This window comes from Belnapia sp. F-4-1, assembly GCF_000802185.1.
Classification (GTDB): domain Bacteria; phylum Pseudomonadota; class Alphaproteobacteria; order Acetobacterales; family Acetobacteraceae; genus Belnapia.
In genome coordinates this window covers 21,716-39,070 of record NZ_KN676115.1, presented here as the reverse complement: position 1 = coordinate 39,070, position 17,355 = coordinate 21,716, and the positions used below count along the sequence as shown (strand labels likewise).

Genomic DNA, 17,355 nt, shown 5'->3' with positions numbered 1-17,355 from the left:
CAGGGTCCAGGGCATGCGGGTCCGGGTGCGGTCGGTCATCTCGCGCCCTCTGCTAACTACCGCTGGGCTTCGGTGACGCGGTGCCGGTCCTCGGCATTGGCGACCAGCCCTGCTTTGGAGAACACGCGGAACGCCTCAACCAGCTCCACCGCGGTGCCCCGGACATGCCGCTCAAGCCGCGCGCCAGGTCCTGCCCAGAAGGCTTCAACCTCCCCTGCCGGCAGGCCTTTCATCTGCCGGTGGGCTTTCAGGAGAAGACCCTGACCACCTTGAAACGTTAGCAGCGCCCGTCGCAGCCGGTCGACAGCCGCGACCTGATCCTCGACCATCACGCCGCCTCCCAGATTCCAAGTGATGTCATGAGCCGAGAACCTCGCGCATAGGGCGCTCGATCTCTGACCACTTCTGCACCCCTCGCCAGCCATACTCCGTCAACCGTGTCAGGGCGTCCTCAGCCTCGTCTTGCGCAAATTTCAATAAGTCAGAAGACTCCGCTTCGGACGTCGCGGTGAAGCGCTGATGCTTATCCCACTGTGGAATCAAGCGACGACTACGCTTCCGGCGCAGCGCATCTCCATATCCCGCCTTATTCTACACCAAAGCTAGCCGAAGCCGTTCTTACCTCAGGCCTTTGCCGCGGCGCGATTGGCGAAGAAGGGCATGCCGTCCGCCAGTATTCGGCGCCTGACCACCGCCAGCTTCCTGACCAGCGCCACCTTCGCCTTGCGCACGTTCGAGCAAGCGGTGATCCACGTTGCCCAGATTACTGCGGGTGAGGAGGTGTTGTGTTCGCAGCAACGAAGGTACCATCGAGAATGGCATACTCTTCCGCGGCACCGACAGCGCCTGGCTGAACCCAAGCCGCTCTTGGCAGGAAGCTAAATTAAGGTGTCTACTGGACATTGACAGCTCAGATGGAACCATCGGCCACAGCATAAACGGGTTGCGCGACGACTGCCCGAAAAGCTTGGAGGAAAATTCAAATGAACAGACGCACGATGCTGACAGCTGGCGCTGTTCCCACCGCGCTTGGCATCGCCGCACCAGCCCTAGCGCAGACCCGCCCCAAAGTGGTTTGGCGGCTCACCTCCAGCTTTCCTCGCACCCTGGATACGCTTTACGGCGCCGCTGCTACTTTTGCGAAAATGGTTAGCGATGCCACTGACGGCGACTTCACCATTCGCGTTTTCTCGCCGGGCGAAATCGTTCCCGCTCTTGAAGCGCGGGAGGCAACCTCCAAGGGCTTCGTGGAAAGCTGCTTCACTGCCTCTTCCTATTCTATTGGCACTGATCCAGCGTTCATGTTCGCCACGGTACTGCTGTTCGGGCTAAATAGCCGACAGCAGATGGCTTACCTCTACGAGCTGGGCGGCAACGAGAAGCTGAACCGCCTGCTCTATCAAAAGCACGATGTGCTCTGCTGGCCTCTGATTAGCACCGGCGCGCAGATGGGTGGCTGGTTTCGCAAAGAAATCCGCTCCGTCGAGGACCTGAAAGGACTAAAATTCCGTATCGGCGGTCTGGCAGGGCATGTCTTCCAGCGCCTCGGCAGCGTCCCGCAGCAGATCGCGGCCGGCGACATCTACCCATCGCTCGAGCGCGGGACCATCGATGCGGCCGAGTGGATCGGACCTTATGACGACGAGAAGCTTGGCCTCTATAAGGTCGCGCCCTACTATTACTATCCTGGCTGGTGGGAGGGGACGGGTATCCTCTCGCTTATCGTTAACAAGCAGAAATACGAGGAGCTGCCGCCAACCTATCGCAGCATCGTCCAAACTGCGGCTGCCGCCACCACCTCTTTGGGATTGGCCAAGTATGATGCGCTCAATCCCCAAGCATTGAAGCGCCTGGTGGCCGCAGGCGCGCAACTCCGTCCCTTCCCCCAGACGGTGTTGGAGGCTTGCTTTGATGAAACGACAAAGATGCATGAGGAGTACTCACGGGCGGACCCGGTCTATGCCGAAGTCTACCGAGAAATGGCAGCTTTCCGGCAGGATGCTTATCAGTGGCTCCAGCTTTCGGAATACGCCTTCGACAGTTACCAGATCCGGCGTCTGCGGAGGTAATCGATTTGACCTGTTTACAAGTTGAGGTGACTTTCCGATAGTCGCTACAGCCCACGAACCAGGCGACGGACTGGAACGGCATTGTCACATTGGGGACCGCTAGCCGGGGCGGAGCATCTGAGCCAGGATGGCGGCGAGATGACGTCCGAGCCCAGCACCTACCCCGGCTACCGTTTTCCGGCCGAGGTCGTCCGGCATGCGGTCTGGCTCTACCACCTCTTCAGCCTGAGCTTTCGAGACGTTGAGCTACTTCTTGCTGAGCGGGGCGTGGTGGTCAGCTACGAGAGCATCCGCCGGTGGTGCCTCCGCTTCGGCACGGATTTTTCGGCCAGGCTGCGCAAGCGTCGCCCCAAGCCCGGTGATACTTTGCACATGGATGAAGTGTACCTAAAGATCAACGGCGAGCTCTTCTATCTCTGGCGCGCAGTGGACCAGCACGGTGTCGTGCTCGACATCCTCGTGCAGAAGCGGCGGAACGGCACGGCGGCTAAACGCTTCTTCAAGCGCCTGCTGGCTAGCCTCAAGTACAAGCCCCGCAAGATCGTCACGGATGGGCTCCGCAGCTATGGCGTCGCCCAGCGCGAGGTTCTGCCCGGTGTGAAGCACCGGACCAGCCGCTACCTGAACAACCGTGCCGAGAACTCCCATAGGCCAACGCGGCGCCGAGAACGCGGGATGCAACGTTTCAAGTCATGCGAGCAAGCACAGCGGTTCCTCTCGGCGCACGCGATGATCTACGGCCACTTCCGTCCGCGGCGGCACCTGATGACCGCGGGCGGGTACCGCCGTGCTCGTGACAACGCCTTCCGGGTCTGGGAGCGGGCGACGTGCGTCCAAGTGGCAGCATAAGGCTGGCTAAGCTCTGCCGCTCGGTTCAACGCGCCTCTTGGCCAAACAACGTGACAATGCCGGCCCAACCATTCCCGCGTTTGAATGGCGGTAGCTTCAGGCTCACCGAAGCACCGGGTATCGGGGTAGAGCCTGATTTGGAGGCTGTAGCACCCTTTCTTGTTGCCAAGCACGAGGCAAGCTAGCGAATGGCATGTTTGGCTTTGTAAGCCACGGGGCGCCATTTCATTTGCCGAAATAGCCGGTCCGGATAGCCCATGGCCGTTCAGGAATGGTGTGCGGCGCCCCGCCCTCACTGTAACTGCTGGAGGAGGTCCAGCGCCTGCCCTGTAGCTTCGCCGAGGGCGGTGTTGTCGAAGATGCACCAGCGATGCTCGGCTTCCGGTGGAGCGGCACGTAGGCGTTGGGCTGTGGCTGCGACAGCCTCAGGGGAGTAGGCAGAGTAGTAGACCTTTGGTGAGCCATGCAGGCGGATGTAGACGAGTCCTAGCCAGCCGCCTAGTTGTGCAGCTTGCGGCACCACAGCCGGATCAGCAGCGACCCGCGCCACATGGTGGTTCCTGAGCATTGCTTCCGCAACATCGCTGAACCAAGTCTCGTGCCGCGGCTCGCAGGCGAGTTGCCCGCCGAACTTTTCGCGGAGACTGCCAAAGAACCGCCCGGCTGTAGCCTGCTCAAAGCGCAGGCTGGGCGGAAGCTGCACTAACAAGGGACCTAATGCGGGGCCGAGCGCTCGTACCTCCCCGAGGAAGCGGTCCAAGGGCTCTACCACGTCGACAAGCCGACGAGTGTGTGTGATTTCCTGGGGCAGTTTCACCGAGAACCGGAAGCCGGTCGGCACACTTGCAGCCCAGCGCTCGTAGGTCGACGGGCGATGGGGACGGTAAAAAGACGAGTTGATCTCCACGGCTCGCAGGGTCCGGGCATAGCGCTCAAGGTGGCTCCCCTCTCCGGGGAAGGCTCCCGCATGCTGTTTTGGGATGCTCCAGCCAGCCGTGCCCACACAGAAGGGTTCCAGCGCGTGCCTCCTTCCTGACAGATGTGAAAGCAACGTCTGGTATGTTGGCAGGGCTGCCAATCAGCACCCAATCTTTTTTGCGAAGGCAGTTCATTTCGCAATTCATCCCAACGTTCACTTAAGGCACGCTGTTCTCTATCTACGTGCTTGGGCTCCCCTTCGCCCTTGGTTGTACACTCTGTATCGGCTTGGCGCCGTCCTGACCTTGACCGCGGTCAGCGACATCAATGACCTCGGCGTCGTGCTCCTGGTCACCTACGTGGTCGTGCTGGTGTCCCTTCCTGTTGGCCCTAGCGCTGGTGGGACCGAAGCACGCCTTCGCTCGGCTCAGGCGATGTTCGCTGTGACGAAGGTCACTGCTCCAACGCCATTCGTGGCATTCCGACTGAGCGCCACTGGGGCACCGCGCCGCCCACATGGGGTCAAAGCCGACCACGGCCTGCATCGTCGCCAGGGCGAGCAGGTAGGTGGTGACGAACTCGGACCCAGCCTGCGGCCGCTTCGGTGAGGGCTTGGCCATGGAAAAGTCCAACCACACGGAAGCGGGCACGGGCCGACCTTCGCCTGATGGGGAGCAAGGCTTGGGAGCCGCCTTCTTGATCACTTAGGAGGGCAGCATGGCGGTCCTGTCTTACCGGCTCACCGCGTGTCGGCCACAATCGGCACACAGTCCTCGACGAGTCGTCTGACGTCGTCAGCCGTAGGACCGCTTTCCACCAGGTCAAAGACCCTGCTGTCCAGTTCCTTGCCCGAGCGGGTAAGCACAGTTAGTTGCACGCTATCTTCGTGGGTAACCAGGCGCGCCACCACCTCCTCACCGCCAGCCTCGTCCCGCGCCGTGCCAATGAAGTCGATGATCTCCTCAAGTGTCGGGTCTTCAGTGTCGGCCCCCGCCAGGAATGCATTGACCTCATCCATCAGCTGCGAGGGCGAGCAAAAGGACAGCACGACCACATCCTTTAGGATGTTGGGGTCCAGTGAGGCGCGCCAGAGGTCGAAGGCGTCGGACGCGTCGCTCTCCTCCGCTTCATCTGCGGCGGTGAGCACTTCAGCGTCAACGTCAGCGTCGGAGTCGTCCTCAGATGGTTCCGTATCGAAAGCTACGGCACTGACCAGCAGCACGATTCCCCCGTCTGTCAGGCCTCCGGGGTCCAGCGGCGGCATGTCCGCAGGCGGCCGCCCGTTAGCGATGTCGAGCAGCACGCGCCGGAGGGCGGAGGGGCCGAGGGACTTGACACTCTCGACCGACCTCCATCCCTCAGCAAATACTACCTTGGCCTTTGGAGGGAAGACGCCTGAGCTGGTCAAACTGTCGGTGAACAATGCTGGACTCGGTAACGAAGCGGGAATCACGACCGGCAACAACACCAGCTCGGCAATGTCGCACGCGTCCTGGCCGTCGGTTGCCTCGGCCATCTCCGTCAAGGCAGCTGCGAAGTCGTCAACCTCGTCGTCCTCATACTTTTCGGACAGCTTCCGCTTAGCTGCCAGAAGAACGCCGTCCCTTCCGCCTGCGATGAGCTCTTCAGCGAGGTCTTCAAAGGTATCGTAGTCCTCATCCAACCAAGCCCGGACCAGGCGGTCGGCCGGGGTGGTGCCGCCTTGGTTTTTTCTGTTGGCATTGAGGCGGCGCGGCGGCTGCTGAGGCGTCTTGCGTGGCATGGTCAAATGCCTCTTCGGTCTCGGATTCGGTATCCCTCACCGGACGTGGCTGCAAGCAGGAAGTCGGAGAGCGGAGCCCAGGCAGCATCCGAGCCAATCTTCGCCTGCAATCCCTTCTACGCATGGGGCAGCGGCAGCGGGCCGGAGCGAGGCAGCAGCTCTTGCGAAAGGCTGTGGGCACTGTGTGCGACATGCTGCACGATGAGCACGGTCGCGGGCAGGTCCAGCGGCAGCCCGGGGCAAGGCTGGCGAAGCGCCTCGACGCCGCCTGCTGAGGTTCCCCACGCAGACCCGAGCTCCTGTGCCTTCAAAGCAACGGTCAGGATGTTCCTCGCACCGCGAAGAACAGAACGGGAAGGCTCCTGGCCTCCCAAGTGGGAAAGGGCTTGGGTACAAGCTGTCCGCTGGATATCCACCGGGGTTTCCACAAGTCTGGGGATAACTGATGGCTTGACCTCTGGCTCCAGCGGGCCCGCATAGGCCGACGCGCAGCTAGAGGTTCCTATGTCACGCACGCACACCCCCACTCCGCCCTCCATTGACGCTCTCGCCACGGAGTCCGCGCGGCAGCTTCCGCTCGGGATGGCCCACGTCGTGCGGGTCAGCCTCGAAGGGAGCGACCTGGGTGCGGTCGAAGCTGCAGCGGCGGAGTTGAAAGTTCGGCTTGGGGTACGCTTCGCCATTACCGGGCGGCGCCTGACAGCTACGCGCAATACACTCCGGATCTCCGCATGCATGACGGCGAACTTGGACACCGTGCTTGATGCCGAGGGTGTTCGCCAGTGGGTCATGCCAGAGACGTGGGACACCCACGTCGTAGAGGGCCGCGCCACCAAGGCGGCAGTGGACGGCGAGGATGAGCGCAGGACGGGTGGTACCGATGTCGGCGCGCCTGCCGCCCTCGTCAGCATTCCCCAGCCCTGAGCCGGTACGGCCCGGGAGCCGAGACCCCGGCCAGCCCACAGCTCGCTGGAAGGCGTCGTCGGTGGCTGCGCCATCTGGTACGCGGCCTATTGCTGGCCGTCCTGGCTCCCTTGGCCTTGATAGGCGCCTTCCGCTTCGTGCCACCTCCGGCAACGCCCTTGATGGCGATCCGCCTCGTCCAAGGCTACGGCATTGAGCACCAGTGGACACCCTACGAGGGCATCGCACCGGCACTTGCGCGTGCCGTCATCGCTTCAGAGGACAATCTCTTCTGCGAGCAGGCGCTCGGCTTCGACTTCGCTGCCCTCGGGAGACAGATCCGGGCATGGCGGGATGGCCAGCGGCCCCGTGGCGCAAGCACTATTACCATGCAAACTGCCAAGAACCTGCTGCTGTGGCCGGGGCGGGACCCCGTCCGCAAGGCGCTGGAGGCGTGGCTTACGCCGCAGGTGGCGCTGCTCTGGTCGAAGCGGCGGGTACTTGAGGTCTACCTGAATATTGTCGAGTTCGGCCCTGGCATTTACGGTGTTGAGGCAGCCGCTCGCGCCCATTTTGGCAAGCGGTCTTCACAGATTACGACTCGTGAGGCTGCACTGCTCGCTGCCGTGCTGCCGCTTCCCCTGCATTGGTCAGCAGCATCGCCGTCAGCCCATGTTCGACAGCGGGCCGCCATCATCGAGCATCGCATGGACCAGATCCAGCCGTTGCTCGGGTGCGCACGGTAACCATGCCGTCGACACTGTCCCTGAGCTGCCACAACGGCCCGCCCCAGGTGCCGTCGGGTGTCGTCCAGGGCGTGAGGACAAGCGAGACCGATGCCTCCCTATCGGCCACCAACATGCTTGCAGAAGCACAGATGAGCCGCCATTTGGTGGGACGATGACTGCGCTCCCCTACCCTCTGTCTTGGTGTGTAGCGGGAACGCATCTAATCATCCCAGCGCAATCCGAGTTACAACAAGCATGACGCAAATTACCAAGCCGCGCTCGCTGGCGGCCAATGTCGCAGCCATACCTCCCGACGAGCATGTGTTGTGGTATCACGCCGCATTCTGTCAGCTCGCGTTACCGCTTGGCGTTGCGGAGGATACCTGGCATCGCGCTGTCGGGACGGCGGCGGTTACCATTATTCCCGGCCCCGATGGCCCCGCGGGACCGAGCGGAACCTATCTTCGGCTGCTTGCTATGTGCATTTGCGATGCTGCCGTAAGAAGCCGTGACCCTGTGATAAGCCTCGGGCCGAGCGCCGCTGTGCTGGCATCCGAGATTGGGATTGGTACCGACCAGACAACCGTGGATGAGATTAGCAAGCAGCTCGCACGCCTCGCCTCAGCGAAGGTCATGGTATCCCTCAACGGCGGACCAGAGCTGACTCTTTTCGATGCGCGGAGTAAGCCGCGCACCCCCAAGAAAGATTGGCGTTCCAGCCTTCGGCTGAATGCTCGTTTTCACTCGAGCTTAATCGAGAGCGCGATTCCGCTGAACCGCCGCATCGTAAGGGAGCTGGCGAACTCCCCGACAGCGCTGGACGCTTATGCGTGGATCAGGCATGCCCTGACCCATGTGACAGCGGGTCAAATCGCCTCAACCACCTGGCAAGACCTGCAGGACAGGTTCGGTGAGGCCGAGCAGGACAGCAGCGCTTTCAGGTCTGTTTTTGAAGAAGCTTTGCGGCAAGTCTTCGCGGCGGATCTCTCGATTGCCGTCGCGGTGGGTGATGAGGGAGTCAGCCTTCGCCCGGTTGAAGCGGAGGTTGCTGAAGCCGCTCCCAACCCAACTCCGCAGAAGGACCAAACAACAGCTCCCGTCCAATCGCCCCGCATTGAATCCTCGGACCCACCGGATCGGCCGCCGACAGCGCCGGATGCTGAGAACCGAGCGGGACGAGAGGCTGACCCAAAGCCGCAGGCGCCCCCGGTCGTCAGCCATACCGCAACCGGCACTCCTACTCAATCTGCACTGGGGCCGGTCAGTCTCCGTCCTCATCTGACTGGGTTGAACCAGGTTATCTGGCTTCGGCAAGCCAATGGTGACCGTGATGTCGTGGTCGGTATTACCCCTGATGCGCGCTTTCATCCCGACCGGCTGACCGTCCTGGCATTAGAACCCGTCGTCATGCAGGTAATCGGCGGTATTCCCGAGCGGGAGTTCGAGCGTGTCTCGGCCTGGGTCATGGCAAACCGCGACCTCATCGACGATGTTTGGGAGGGGAACATCGCCTCCCCGGAGGGTATTTACCGGCGCGTTCGCAAGGTTCCGGCGGTCGGCTGGCGCTGAGCACCGCTCGCTTCACCAGCGTTACCGCGGGCGGTAGACCACATTGGTCAGCGGCGAGAACACAGAGCTATAGCCGAGCGTGGTCCGCCGCCTCCTGCTACGTTACCCGCAACCGCAAGCAACGTTACGGATGCCTCTGGCTATGGCAACAAGCCGCTAAAATACATTGCCTGCTCTCGCACCTGTTCTCGAGAGCGACCGGCTCCCCCTAGCAGCCTGTCGGATTTGCACTTGGTGTCAGGCCGAGGGTTGAGGCGCGATCAGGCTGCGAGCCGCAGGTTGTGGAGCCTGCGGCAGTTGTAGGCGAGGGCGACGAGGGTCCACTCGCTGGTGACCTTGGCGAGGCCGCGGAGGTGGAAGCGGGTGAAGCCGAGGGCTGACTTGATGGTGCCGAAGACGGGCTCGACGGTCTGCTTGCGACGGGCGTAGCGGGCTTTGGCATTAGGGGTTTCGAGCTTGGCCACCATGGCGAGGCGCCAGGGCTCGGTGATGCGGCGTGGCGTCCTGGGCTGGGGTGGCGGCCGGAAGTCGTAGGCGCGGTGCGGCTGGGTCCGGCCGATGGCGACCAGCGGCTCGATCCCGTGCGCCTCGAGGGCGGCAACTGCCTCGCCTGAGGCGAAGCCGGTGTCGGCGAGGACGGTCTGTGGCAGGCCGATGCCGCCCTCCATGCCGAGGATGGTTGCGGCAAAGCTCGGCGCATCGGCCGAGGTGGCGACGACGCCGGTGGCGAGGATCAGCTGCGAGCCCTCGGCGCAGACCACAGCCTGGGCGTTGTAGGCCTGGCGGTACTCATGGGCGTCGGAGCGGCGCATCAGCGCGCTGTCGGGGTCGGTGAGGTTGGACTGCCGCTCGGGCGGCGGATCGTCCTTGGGCGGCTTGGGCGGGCGGCCCCGCCGGCCCGTCTTGGCCTCGTAGGCGGCGCGCTTGGCGTCATACTCGGGTCGGGCGGCCTCGGCTTCGGCACGGGCCTCGGCCTCCAGCCGGGCGCAGGCGGCATCGAGCTTGGCCTTGAGCGCCTCGCGCCTGGCGATCTCAGCGGGCAGCGCCTGCGGGTCGGGCTGGGCCTCAGCGTCGGCCGCCTCGGCGCGGTTGGTCAGGTCGGTGATGTCGGCAGCGAGCCTGACGCGCAGCGCCTTGGCGCGGTCATACCGCACCGAGCGGATCTTGGAGGCGTTGGCGTCGAGCTTGGTGCCGTCGATCGAAACCGTCCCGAGCCGCAGCAGGCCGCTCTCGCGCGCCAGCAGCAGCACCTGCAGGAAGGCCGCCTCGAAGGCAGCGCGGTTGGCCCGGCGGAAGGCGGCAATGGTGTCGTGGTCGGGGTGCAGGTTCGCCGCCACGTAGCGCACCCCAATGTCGCGGTGGGTCGCCCGCTCGATCCGCCGCGAGGAGAAGATGCCGTTCGCATAGCAGTAGATCAGCAGCGCCAGCAGCAGGCGCGGGTGATACTGCGCCTTGCCGCCCGGGATCGGCCGCACCGCAAAGGCGCCGAGCGGCACCCGGTCCACCGCCGCCACTACGAAGTGCGCCACGTCGTCCGCCGGCAACCAGTCCTTGGCATCCGGCGGCAGCAGAAAGGCCTGCTCGCGGCTGAACGGAATGAACCCTGTCATGCCCGCCAGATTCGCCCATTTCAGGCCAGATGGGAATCCGACAAGCTGCTAGAGGGTGTTATGGACCTTAACCCAACCCACTGATTTCGTTCAACTTTTGCTCAGGAGGCTGGGCCAGAAAAGCCTTGAGTCTCAATAACTTATCCGCGGTTCATAACAGCCTCTAGGATGGATACCCACACTTACTGGGCGTGGCGGTTTATTGTGAACCTTGCCACCATCGAGACGTTTCCTCAGCCAGATTGACGGCGCATGCTAGATATCTAGCTCCCAAGTTCAGAACTCAGGTGCCGCATGTGGAAAAGGCCCGAGGGTCATCCCCGAACTGTAAGGATGTAGAACCCTCGGTGCTGGCGAGCGAGGGGCTGTTCATCGAGACAGTTGAGGCGGTGGCAGCCCTCATGAGCAGTGACCATGCCGCACGGCCAGCAGGCCGCCGACGCCAGCATACCCGACCCAGCAGGGGCAGATGCGACGAGTGGTATGCAAAGTTGATGCATACTGCGGACATTCGGCTGGCTGAGGTGATTGCGGTGTTACGGGCACCAGCGGGAGCGGGTTTCTTTGATGCTCCGACGCAGAAGCGTGCATTTGATATGCTGATGGGGTTGTTGCCCAACCACGAGCGTCTGCTTTTCGCGGCGGAGCAGGACCTCGGGGAGGCCATTCGTGGGATGACTCTGAAACTGGAGATGCTTGGTCAGACTATGGCGGCCAACGCCAACCATGAGCTGGGTGATGTCATACTGACAGCAGACTGCGACGGGAAGTTCGCCAAGTTGTCCCGCGCACTGATCCGCAAGGCGGGCGGCGTCCTCAAGCTGATCGATGCGGCTGAAGCCTTGCAGATTACCGAGCGGGCCATGCAGCAACAGCTCCTGGCTGGCATGGCACTGGGGGTGATGTCGGACCGCGAAATGCTCCTCCCGAAGCTCCAGTTCACCAAAGCTGATGATACCGGAAGGCTCAGCGTGTTGCCTGGTATCGACCGAGTAATACATGCCTTCGAAACGGCCAAAGCCGGACCGTGGTCTGCTCTTCAGTTCCTGCTCGAACCCGATCCCAATCTGGCGACGACGCCCACTGAGGCGTTGCGCGCCGGGCGGTTGGACGAGGTCGAGCACGCCGCGCGGGCCCGTCTCGGGATGGACGAGGGATAATTAGACCTCGTGGGCTGTTGGAAGCCGAACTGCACCAAGCCCGAGCCTTTTAGGCGACATCCGGTTGGAGACGCTGGAGTGCAGCCATATCGTCTGCGTCCATCAGAACGGCTTGCTCGGGTTGGACCGAACTGGAGGCTTTCCAAGCGGCCGGTCCGATGCGCTTGGCGGTTCTGACAACTGCATTTGCTGCAGCATCCTGCATGGCAGGTCGGCAAGACCGTGTTCGCGCTCGATTGGGAACGGAAGTCTGTTCCATCCTGTAATGACCCGCGACTTGTAGTTCGCCTAGAGGGTGTTATGGACCTCAACCCAACCCACTGATTTCGTTCAGCTTTTGCTTAGGAGGCTGGGTCAGAAAAGCCTTGATTCTCAATAACTTATCCGCGGTTCATAACAGCCTCTAGCTGCATGGTGGCGGGAAACCGATGCCCGGATCAGCGAAGTGTTAGTTTAGGTCAAAAAACTGTGGCAATCAAACAGCCGATTTTCGACCTTAGCCAATACTGCCACCGGCCCAGCTCCTGCGCGCCACTCCCGTCCAGTCGGACGCAGCCCAGCATAGCAGCCGCGCGGCTAAAGAGGTTTTCAGCGGACCCCAAGTCACCCATGTCACTCATCCTGAATTTACGCTGGACTGGTGCGGCCTCCCTCGGCTGCGCCGGATGCGGCGCAGCACGGGTTGGTAGATGACAGATATGGCGGACATCGTGGTGGACGAGCGCGAACCTGCCTTGCAGATGGCGCTGCCCGAGGCGGAAATCTCGGCCCTGCGACAGTTGCTAGCCCTGGCTCACGAGCGCGGGCATGTCACTCAGGCCGAAGTGACGGCGGCCCTGCCGCCCGACCGAACCTCTTCCGACCTCATTGAGGAGGCCATGGGCACGCTGTCCCGGCTTGGGATTGAGGTGCTCGATGACGAGGAGGACGCGGCCGTAGCTGGTGCTCCGGCCGCGGATGGTGCCGCCGAGGACGCTGACGCCGATGCGAACAGCAACCTGCGCGCCGATGCCGGGCACACGGACGATCCGACCCGGCTCTACATCCGGGAGATCGGCGCCCACGGCCTGCTGACCCGGGAAGGCGAGGTGGCTATCGCCAAGCGCATCGAGGCCGGGCGCGCCCTGATGATTGGCGGTCTCTACCAGCTGCCGATGACCGCCGCAGCCGTGCTGCGCTGGGCGGCCGCGCTGGAAGCCGGGCAGCTACTGCTGCGTGATTTCATCGACCTGAGCAAGACCCTTGGCGCTGAGGACGAGGTGACGGAGGGCGAGGCGGCGGCCGAGCCTGAGCCGGACGATGCTGGGGACGGGAGCGAAGCGGGCGGCTCCGCCATGTCCGTTACCGCCAGCGAAGAAAAAGCGCGGCCCGAAGTGCTCGCGCTGTTGGCCGAGATTGCGGCAGCCGAGGCGGCCCTTCGGCCTTTGCGGGAGCGCCGCATGGGAGCCACACCCGCGGGCAGCAGCCTGTCGCCGAACGAGGAGGCCGCCTATGCAGCAGGCCACCAAGCCCTGACTGGTCTGCTCGGGCGCCTCTACCTGCATCCCAGCCGGATCGCGGAGCTCATCGAAGGCGCGCGGGGCCTCAACAAGCGCTTGACCACGACCGAGGGACGCCTGCTACGGCTGGCCGAGGGTGCTGGGGTGCAGCGGGAAGAGTTCCTTGCTGCCTATCGTGGGGCGGAGGCAACGCAGGCTTGGCTGGATCAAGCGCGGACACCCCGCGGCAAAGGATGGAAAACCTTTCTCGGCCGCCATGCTGCGGAGGCCGAGACGCTGCGGCTGGAGATTGCCGGGCTTGCCGAAGAGGCCGCGCTGCCGCTGGCCATGTTCCGCGAAATCTATGCCACGGTGTCTCGGAATGAGCGGGAGATGACGCGGGCCAAGACCGAAATGGTCCAGGCCAACCTCCGGCTGGTGATGTCGATTGCCAAGAAGTACCGCAACCGCGGCCTGCAGTTCCTCGATCTCATTCAGGAGGGCAATATCGGCCTGATGCGTGCCGTCGATAAGTTCGAGTACCGGCGCGGCTTCAAGTTCTCGACCTATGCCTCCTGGTGGATCCGCCAGGCTGTGACCCGAAGCATCTCCGACCAGGCCCGCACCATTCGCGTCCCCGTCCATATGACGGAGACGGTTAACAAGCTGAACCGAGTCAGCCGCCAGATGCTGAACGAGATGGGCCGTGAGCCAACGCCTGAGGAACTGGCCGAGCGGATCGGAATGCCGGTGCAGAAGGTTCAACAGGTACAGAAGATTGCCCGCGAGCCGGTCAGCCTGGAGACCCCGGTGGGGGATGAGGAGGACGCCCACCTCGGCGACTTCATTCAAGACCCGAATGCGATTGCCCCGCTCGATGTTGCGGTGCAGTCGAAGCTTCGCGAGAGCACGACCCGGATGCTGGCGACGCTGACGCCCCGCGAGGAACGGGTGCTGCGGATGCGCTTCGGCATTGGCATGAACACCGACCACACGCTGGAGGAGGTCGGTCAACAGTTTAGCGTAACCCGCGAGCGCATCCGCCAGATCGAGGCCAAGGCATTGCGGAAGCTGAAGCACCCATCGCGCTCGCGCGAACTTCGCAGCTTCCTCGAGTGAACGAGTTTGCGGCGGATGCGCCTAGGGCGTGTCTGCAAAGGTTAGAGCCACAGTAGAAGCATGCCGATGTGAACCATGCCGAGGTAGTTGGCCGCGCGCGTCTCGTAGCGTGTGGCGATGCGGCGGAACTGCTTGAGGCGGTTGATCAGGCGCTCGACCAGATTGCGACGGCGGTACGCGGTGCGGTCGAAGTGGGGCTGCCGGCGCTGGTTGCTCTTGCTCGGGATCACGGCCCGGATGTGACGCCGACGCAGTCGACCGCGCGCGGTCGGGCTGCTGTAGCCCTTGTCGCCGGCGGCGCACCGTGGCCGCAGACGAGGCCGGCCCCCGCCAGGGCGGCGGATCGCCCCCTGATCCAGCAGCGCCTCAAGCGCCATCTGCTCGTGCCGCTCGCCGCCGGTCAGCACCGCCGTGATCGGCCGGCCGTTGCCCTCGGCTCGCAGGTGCAGCTTGGTCGAGAACCCGCCCTGACTGCGGCCCAGCGCCTCCTTGGCCTGCGCCTCACCCCCCGACGGCGCCGTCTCGGCGAGCGCCGGCGGCGTGCTGATGAGCGCGGATCACGGTTGCGTCCACGAAGTGCAGGTCCCAGTCGATCTGGCCTGCCGCCTCCGCCTCGGCCTGCAGCGCCGCCAGGATGCGGTCCCACGTAAGCGTCAGCCCATTCAGGCAGGTTGACGCTGCGCCGTGAAGTTCCAGGGCAGGAGTTCGTCGAGACGGCTGATGGGATGACCATGCGCCAGGCGGTCGAGAACGGCGGCGATGTAGGCCTCTGGATCCAGACCGTTCAGCTTTGCGGTTTCGGCGATGGTGTAGATAATCGCGGCGCGTTGCCCACCTGCGTCGCTACCGACGAATAGATAGTTTTTCCGCGTCACGGCAATGCCTCTCAGCTGCCGCTCGGCGAGGTTGTTATCGATCGAGAGCTTGCCATCTTCGACATAGCGCGACAGCGCATCCCAACGGTTCAGCGCATACTGCAGCGCCTTGCCGATCGTTGACTTGCCCGACAGCCGGCGCCGCTGCTCCAGCATCCAGGCATGTAGGGTATCCAGCAGCGGCTTGCATTGTATCTGGCGCGCCGCGCGGCGCTGCTCGGGCGACTGGCCGTTGAGCGCCGCCTCGATGGCGTAGAGCTCGCCGATCCGACGCAAGGCCTCCTCGGCGATCGGTGACCTGGTGCTCTCGTAGACCTTGAACAGCTCGCGCCGCGCATGGGCCATGCAGGCGACATGCGTGATCTGCGGCGGCCTGCCGCCCTTGGCCCCGGTCAGCGCGTCGTAGCCGGCGTACGCATCGGCATGTAGCCAGCCCTGATAGCCGGCCAGGTGTTCGCGGGGCCGCTCGCCCTTGCGGTCCGGCGAGTAGTAGTAGATCGCCGCCGGCGGGCCAGTGCCGCCCCAGGGTCTGGGGTCAAAGGCATAGACCCAAAACCGACCGATGCGGGTTCGGCCGCGCCCCGGGGCGAGGACGCGAATGGTGGTGTCATCGGTCCAGATCACGCCCTGCGCCAGAGCATAGGTGCCGATCGCCTCGGCCAGCGGCCGCAGCCACCAGGCGCCGTGGCCCACCCAGTCGGCCAAGGTTTGGCGCTCGACCTCCACCCCCTCGCGCGCCAGGATGCCTGAGAGACGGTAGAGGGGCAGGCCGTCGAGATACTTCGAGACCAGCACATGGGCCACCAAGCCGGGCCCGGGCCGGCCCCGTTCAATGGGCAGGGCTGGCGCAGGTGCCTGCAGCATGGCCTCGCAGGCCCGGCAGGCATAGCGCGGCCGGATATGCCGGATCACCTTCAGCCTGGCCGGAAGCTTCTCCAGCACCTCCGTGATACTCTCGCCGAGCCGCGTCAGGCGGGCGGGATCGGTGCAGCCGCAGCGGCAGGCCAGGACGGGCTCGTGCACTACTATTTCGCGCGGCAGGTGCTCGGGCAGTGGCCGGCGCGTGGCAGGCTTGCGCTGATTGCCGGACCTGCCTTTGGTTTGGCGCTCCTTCTCCGCCGCAGCCTCGCGCTCAGCCTGGTTCTCCTCGAGGTCGCCGATCAGCATCTCAAGCTGGTCGGCCTCGGCCGCCAGCTTCTCGGAGGACCGGCCATAACGATCGTGCCGCAATGCCGCCAGCTGGACCTTCAGCTTCTCGATCTCAAAGCCTGCATTGCGCAGCTCGGCGTCACGTTCAGCCAGGGCAGCGTCGCGCTCGGCAAGGAGCGTATCGCGCTGCGCCAGCAGGGCGCGCAGCGTCTCCACATCGTCCGGGAATGCCGCGGTGTCGAGGTCGGAGGTCACGCGTACAGCGTCGCTGACCGCAGCGCGTCGCCGCAAATAAGAGGAGCGTTACCCCACAACCTCGGGCCGAGCCGTCCAGGCCGGCATGCGCCAGTCAATCCCCTCCAAAAGCATCGAGAGCATGGCTGGCGTGAGTGAAACAACACCGCTCGTCGCCTGCGGCCACACGAAGCGACCTTTCTCTAACCTCTTGGCCACGAGAACCAGGCCTTGGCCGTCCCAAACCAAAATCTTCAGCAGGTCACCGCGGCGCCCACGAAAGCAAAATACCGCGCCGCTGTACGGATCCTGCGCCAGCACCGTCTGCACCTGGGCTGCCAAACCATCGAAGCCCTTCCGCATATCCGTCGCGCCGCAAGCCAAGTAGACGCGCGTGCCAGGCGGCGGGCCAAACATCACCGGCCACCCAGTTCGGCCAGCACGCCCCGCAGTACCACCATGTCCACCCGGCCGCTGGCACGCACCGTCACACCGGAGGCAAAGCCAATCTCAATCACGCCAGGCGCCTCAACCACACCCTCCCGCGCCGGCCTCGGTCCTTCCACACGCGGCGCCTCCGGCACCACCGCCACCGGCATGAACCCCGACACCGCCGCCGCTAGTATCTCCTTGCGCCAGGTATAGATCTGCCCCGTGCTCACCCCGTTCCGGTCCGCCACCGCCTGCACCACCGCACCCGGCTGCAGGCTCTCGCGCACTACTCGCAGCTTGTCCTCGTCCGGCCACTCTCGCCGCCGCACCGAGTGGACCTCGACCCGAACGCCCCGCTCCGGGCGCGCTCGCATCGTGCCATTCCGACCGTCGTAAGAACCCGCTCCGAGCGGTTCCGCCACTTCAGCTGCGTCCGTCATGCCCACCATCTCGGCAGGCACGCCCCGTCATCTCAAGGCCGCTGACGGCTGACGCTTACG

15 protein-coding genes and 1 pseudogene are annotated in these 17,355 nt (G+C 64.0%); 7 read left to right on the top strand and 9 right to left on the bottom strand.

The window, feature by feature from the left end; all coding sequences use genetic code 11:
* Window positions 1–56: 56 nt before the first annotated feature.
* Window positions 57–329 carry a hypothetical protein gene (locus LH62_RS26495; RefSeq protein WP_043367205.1) on the bottom strand — a complete coding sequence of 91 codons (273 nt, stop codon included), beginning with the start codon at window positions 327–329 and terminating at the stop codon, window positions 57–59.
* Between the two features lie 654 nt (window positions 330–983).
* Between LH62_RS26495 and LH62_RS26490 the strand changes: the two genes are divergently transcribed.
* Together LH62_RS26490 and LH62_RS26485 are read left to right on the top strand one after the other, a co-directional pair.
* Window positions 984–2,069 carry a TRAP transporter substrate-binding protein gene (locus LH62_RS26490; RefSeq protein ID WP_043367204.1) on the top strand — a complete coding sequence of 362 codons (1,086 nt, stop codon included), beginning with the start codon at window positions 984–986 and terminating at the stop codon, window positions 2,067–2,069.
* A 138-nt stretch (window positions 2,070–2,207) separates the two neighbouring features.
* Complete coding sequence (locus LH62_RS26485) at window positions 2,208–2,918, top strand: IS6 family transposase (protein WP_043367203.1); 711 nt, start codon at window positions 2,208–2,210, stop codon at window positions 2,916–2,918.
* Window positions 2,919–3,210: 292 nt separating this feature from the next.
* On the opposite strand, the gene LH62_RS29760 is transcribed toward LH62_RS26485, so the two are convergent.
* From LH62_RS29760 to LH62_RS32810, 3 genes are all read right to left on the bottom strand, one after another.
* Window positions 3,211–3,936 (bottom strand): DUF72 domain-containing protein, encoded by a 726-nt coding sequence (locus tag LH62_RS29760; protein ID WP_144404736.1) that lies wholly within the window; start codon window positions 3,934–3,936, stop codon window positions 3,211–3,213.
* A gap of 639 nt (window positions 3,937–4,575) precedes the next feature.
* On the bottom strand, window positions 4,576–5,598 hold the full coding sequence (locus tag LH62_RS26480; protein ID WP_144404728.1) for a hypothetical protein: 1,023 nt from the start codon (window positions 5,596–5,598) through the stop codon (window positions 4,576–4,578).
* 116 nt (window positions 5,599–5,714) lie between these two features.
* Entirely contained in the window at window positions 5,715–6,137 is a 423-nt protein-coding gene (locus tag LH62_RS32810; protein ID WP_144404727.1) for a chemotaxis protein CheB, read from the bottom strand.
* 43 nt (window positions 6,138–6,180) lie between these two features.
* Between LH62_RS32810 and LH62_RS26475 the strand changes: the two genes are divergently transcribed.
* The 3 genes from LH62_RS26475 (at window position 6,181) to LH62_RS29755 (ending at window position 8,798) form a co-directional block, all read left to right on the top strand.
* Window positions 6,181–6,522, top strand: a complete 342-nt coding sequence (locus LH62_RS26475) for a hypothetical protein (protein WP_144404726.1) — start codon at window positions 6,181–6,183, stop codon at window positions 6,520–6,522.
* Window positions 6,519–7,247, top strand: coding sequence for a monofunctional biosynthetic peptidoglycan transglycosylase (mtgA, locus tag LH62_RS26470; RefSeq protein WP_052215118.1), 729 nt, complete (start codon window positions 6,519–6,521; stop codon window positions 7,245–7,247). The genes LH62_RS26475 and mtgA overlap by 4 nt, the downstream gene beginning before the upstream one ends.
* Window positions 7,248–7,484: 237 nt before the next feature.
* A complete protein-coding gene (locus LH62_RS29755) occupies window positions 7,485–8,798 on the top strand; it encodes a replication protein RepA (RefSeq protein ID WP_082012957.1) in 1,314 nt (437 codons plus the stop codon).
* 260 nt (window positions 8,799–9,058) lie between these two features.
* On the opposite strand, the gene LH62_RS26465 is transcribed toward LH62_RS29755, so the two are convergent.
* Complete coding sequence (locus LH62_RS26465) at window positions 9,059–10,408, bottom strand: IS1182 family transposase (protein ID WP_043359747.1); 1,350 nt, start codon at window positions 10,406–10,408, stop codon at window positions 9,059–9,061.
* A 347-nt stretch (window positions 10,409–10,755) separates the two neighbouring features.
* On the opposite strand from LH62_RS26465, the gene LH62_RS26460 reads away from it, so the two are divergent.
* Both LH62_RS26460 and rpoD read left to right on the top strand, forming a co-directional pair.
* Window positions 10,756–11,568, top strand: a complete 813-nt coding sequence (locus tag LH62_RS26460; protein WP_144404725.1) for a hypothetical protein — start codon at window positions 10,756–10,758, stop codon at window positions 11,566–11,568.
* Between the two features lie 698 nt (window positions 11,569–12,266).
* Window positions 12,267–14,165 carry an RNA polymerase sigma factor RpoD gene (gene rpoD, locus LH62_RS26455; RefSeq protein WP_052215116.1) on the top strand — a complete coding sequence of 633 codons (1,899 nt, stop codon included), beginning with the start codon at window positions 12,267–12,269 and terminating at the stop codon, window positions 14,163–14,165.
* Between the two features lie 41 nt (window positions 14,166–14,206).
* Here the strand turns inward: rpoD and LH62_RS29750 are convergent.
* From LH62_RS29750 to tnpA, 4 genes and pseudogenes are all read right to left on the bottom strand, one after another.
* A pseudogene (locus LH62_RS29750) lies at window positions 14,207–14,810 on the bottom strand (IS5 family transposase); the annotation flags it as partial.
* 17 nt (window positions 14,811–14,827) lie between these two features.
* A complete protein-coding gene (gene tnpC / locus LH62_RS26445; protein ID WP_043366697.1) occupies window positions 14,828–16,444 on the bottom strand; it encodes an IS66 family transposase in 1,617 nt (538 codons plus the stop codon).
* 48 nt (window positions 16,445–16,492) lie between these two features.
* Window positions 16,493–16,840, bottom strand: a complete 348-nt coding sequence (tnpB, locus tag LH62_RS26440; protein ID WP_043366699.1) for an IS66 family insertion sequence element accessory protein TnpB — start codon at window positions 16,838–16,840, stop codon at window positions 16,493–16,495.
* Window positions 16,840–17,229, bottom strand: coding sequence for an IS66-like element accessory protein TnpA (gene tnpA / locus LH62_RS26435; RefSeq protein WP_043361366.1), 390 nt, complete (start codon window positions 17,227–17,229; stop codon window positions 16,840–16,842). Before tnpA ends, tnpB begins: the two co-directional genes overlap by 1 nt.
* Window positions 17,230–17,355 lie beyond the last annotated feature (126 nt).

What these genes read in the sequence shown, in the direction of transcription:
- LH62_RS26495 (WP_043367205.1), bottom strand. Translation starts at nt 329, where the DNA reads ATGGTCGAGGATCAGGTCGCGGCTGTCGACCGGCTGCGACGGGCGCTG.
- LH62_RS26490 (WP_043367204.1), top strand. Translation starts at nt 984, where the DNA reads ATGAACAGACGCACGATGCTGACAGCTGGCGCTGTTCCCACCGCGCTT.
- LH62_RS26485 (WP_043367203.1), top strand. Translation starts at nt 2,208, where the DNA reads ATGACGTCCGAGCCCAGCACCTACCCCGGCTACCGTTTTCCGGCCGAG.
- LH62_RS26480 (WP_144404728.1), bottom strand. Translation starts at nt 5,598, where the DNA reads ATGCCACGCAAGACGCCTCAGCAGCCGCCGCGCCGCCTCAATGCCAAC.
- LH62_RS32810 (WP_144404727.1), bottom strand. Translation starts at nt 6,137, where the DNA reads ATGGAGGGCGGAGTGGGGGTGTGCGTGCGTGACATAGGAACCTCTAGC.
- LH62_RS26475 (WP_144404726.1), top strand. Translation starts at nt 6,181, where the DNA reads ATGGCCCACGTCGTGCGGGTCAGCCTCGAAGGGAGCGACCTGGGTGCG.
- LH62_RS29755 (WP_082012957.1), top strand. Translation starts at nt 7,485, where the DNA reads ATGACGCAAATTACCAAGCCGCGCTCGCTGGCGGCCAATGTCGCAGCC.
- LH62_RS26465 (WP_043359747.1), bottom strand. Translation starts at nt 10,408, where the DNA reads ATGACAGGGTTCATTCCGTTCAGCCGCGAGCAGGCCTTTCTGCTGCCG.
- rpoD (WP_052215116.1), top strand. Translation starts at nt 12,267, where the DNA reads ATGGCGGACATCGTGGTGGACGAGCGCGAACCTGCCTTGCAGATGGCG.
- tnpB (WP_043366699.1), bottom strand. Translation starts at nt 16,840, where the DNA reads ATGTTTGGCCCGCCGCCTGGCACGCGCGTCTACTTGGCTTGCGGCGCG.
- tnpA (WP_043361366.1), bottom strand. Translation starts at nt 17,229, where the DNA reads ATGCGAGCGCGCCCGGAGCGGGGCGTTCGGGTCGAGGTCCACTCGGTG.